Below are 2,173 nucleotides of genomic sequence, written 5' to 3' on the forward strand. Positions count from 1 at the left end.
CTCGCCCCTCGCTAAAGCTTTTTCTCTACCACCGGCACAGCCGGTGGTTTCTCTACAACGAAACGGACGCCGCGCATATTTTGCGCGGCGTCCGCCGTTCTTTTGGCCAGGTCAGAAACTTCTCCCGGAGCCTCCCCCGCCAAAACTTCCGCCTCCGCCGGAGAATCCTCCCCCGCCAAAGCCGCCTCCGCCGCCTCTCCCAAAGCCGCCGAATCCGCCGAAGAAGAATGGGCCGCCAAAATGGTGATCGTCGTCATCGTCGTCCCACGGGCCTTTCCGCCGGTTTCTGCCGCGCCGCCCGCGCGAAAAGATTGAAACGAACACCAGAATGACAACCAGGATGACGAGCAGATCTCCAAAATCGCTTTCCTCCGATTCCTCCGGGATCGCTTCATATCCCGGAAGCGCATCCAACCCGTATTCGACCAGGATCTCCGAAAGCAGCCCGTTATAGAGTTCCCGCGTACCGGTGTCAAAATCCCCTTCTTTATAGGAGCTGATCGCATAGGTGTCGATCAGCCGGCCAACTTTCGCGTCGTTGAGCGCGCCCTCAAGCCCGCGACCAACTTCGACCTTGATTTCACCGTCATCCGGCGCGAGCAGCAAGAGCACTCCATTATTCTTTTCCTTGCTGCCAATCCCCCACGCACGCGCCACGCCGAGCGCATAGCTGTCCCGATCCTGCCCGTCGAGCGAAGCGACCGTCAGCACCACAAGCTGGGCGCCGGTCTGTTGGTCGAGCGAAGCGGATCTGTCCATAATATAATCCTTCGTGGACTGGGAGAGCACATTCGCGTAGTCGTTTACGAAGAAATCCCGTGTTGGAGCTGGATAGGACGCCCCACAGAAAAGTCCAAGCGTCAAAAGCAGGGCGGCAGCAGCCGGGAATATCCTTTTTATCCGCTGTTTCATCCCGTTAAGCCGTGAAATCGACGCTCGGCGCTGACTGAGCCGATTCGGGCGCCTCGAAGTATTCCGCCTTCACAAAGCCAAACATCCCCGCAAGCAGGTTATTGGGAAAGGTGATAATTTTGCTGTTGTAGCTCTTGACGGCCTCGTTATAATCGACGCGCGCCACTGAGATACGGTTTTCGGTCCCGGCCAGCTCGTCCATCAGGGAGATATATCCCTGGCTCGACTGGATTTCCGGGTAGTTCTCCACCACCATTAAAAGCCGTGAGAGCGCACTCGAAAGGTTGTCATTGGCAGCGGCCAGCTCCTGCATCCCCTGCGCGCCGGAAAGCTGGGCGCGCGCCTCTGTCACGCTGTCAATCACCGCCTGCTCCTGGGCCGCAAGTCCCTTCACAGTATTCACCAGGTTCGGGATCAAATCCGACCGGCGCTGCAGCTGGGTCTGGATGGCCGACTGCTGGGTATCGACGTTTTCCCGCAGGGTTGCCATGCCATTGTATGCCCCCACAAGCGTAAACACGGCAATCACAAGCAAGACAACGATTACAATTAAGGCAATCATCCCACCGGACAATTTTTTCATGCTACAGTTCGTCCCCTTTGATAAAATTTTGATAAGCCAGCATCATTCTAGCATGCCGGATTTTTGTTTACAAGGTTATACTCTTAGAGTTCACAAATCGGTTGCGATTTATTTCAGAAAATTTCATGAAGGATAAAAACGCGGCTGGTTTCCCAGCCGCGCACCCTCAAACATCCAGTTCCTTATACATCTGCAGGTATGGCATCTTTTCAAAGCCCAGCCGTTCATAAAGCCGGGACGCGCCGGTGTTATCCGCTTCGACCTCAAGCCGGATACGGGAAATCTTTCCCTGGGACTTTTCTTCGAATTCCCGAAAAAAGCGCGCGCCGATCCCTTTCCCCTGAAACTGCGGCCGCACATAGATTTCTTCAATCCAAGCGCACAGGCCCCCCGCTTCATTCGACCAGGTATAGGAAATCTGCGCATAGCCCGCGATCCCGCCTTCCTCCACAAAAAGATACGCCTCCAGAAGCGGGCTGCCCGCCGCGATCTGTGCGAAGGTGCGTTCGAAATGATCCCCAGGGATCGGATGCAGCACAGCCGGTGAATGGTAGAATTCACGGAGCATGGGCAAAAAGACTTCCCGATCCTCTGCGGTCACTTTTCTGATCAATTTCTGATTCTCCTGTTACAATATATTTGCCTCGGAAGAGTGGCAGCCAGCTACGAGCCGAGGCA

Annotated in this window: 3 protein-coding genes; all 3 read right to left on the reverse strand. The window is 55.5% G+C overall.

Translation table 11 applies throughout. The features are described 5' to 3' along the window. Window positions 1-111 precede the first annotated feature (111 nt). Complete coding sequence (locus tag DWV16_RS18705) at window positions 112-912, reverse strand: YgcG family protein (RefSeq protein WP_118480956.1); 801 nt, start codon at window positions 910-912, stop codon at window positions 112-114. Between the two features lie 4 nt (window positions 913-916). Next, on the reverse strand, window positions 917-1,495 hold the full coding sequence (locus tag DWV16_RS18710; protein ID WP_066459701.1) for a LemA family protein: 579 nt from the start codon (window positions 1,493-1,495) through the stop codon (window positions 917-919). 166 nt (window positions 1,496-1,661) lie between these two features. Continuing rightward, window positions 1,662-2,108, reverse strand: a complete 447-nt coding sequence (locus tag DWV16_RS18715; RefSeq protein ID WP_066459703.1) for a GNAT family N-acetyltransferase — start codon at window positions 2,106-2,108, stop codon at window positions 1,662-1,664. Window positions 2,109-2,173 lie beyond the last annotated feature (65 nt).

This window comes from Anaerotruncus sp. AF02-27 (assembly GCF_003465835.1).
GTDB lineage: Bacteria > Bacillota > Clostridia > Oscillospirales > Ruminococcaceae > Anaerotruncus > Anaerotruncus rubiinfantis.

Bases quoted from the DNA above. Each gene is read 5' to 3' on its own strand.
- DWV16_RS18705 (WP_118480956.1), bottom strand. From the start codon at position 912: ATGAAACAGCGGATAAAAAGGATATTCCCGGCTGCTGCCGCCCTGCTT.
- DWV16_RS18710 (WP_066459701.1), bottom strand. From the start codon at position 1,495: ATGAAAAAATTGTCCGGTGGGATGATTGCCTTAATTGTAATCGTTGTC.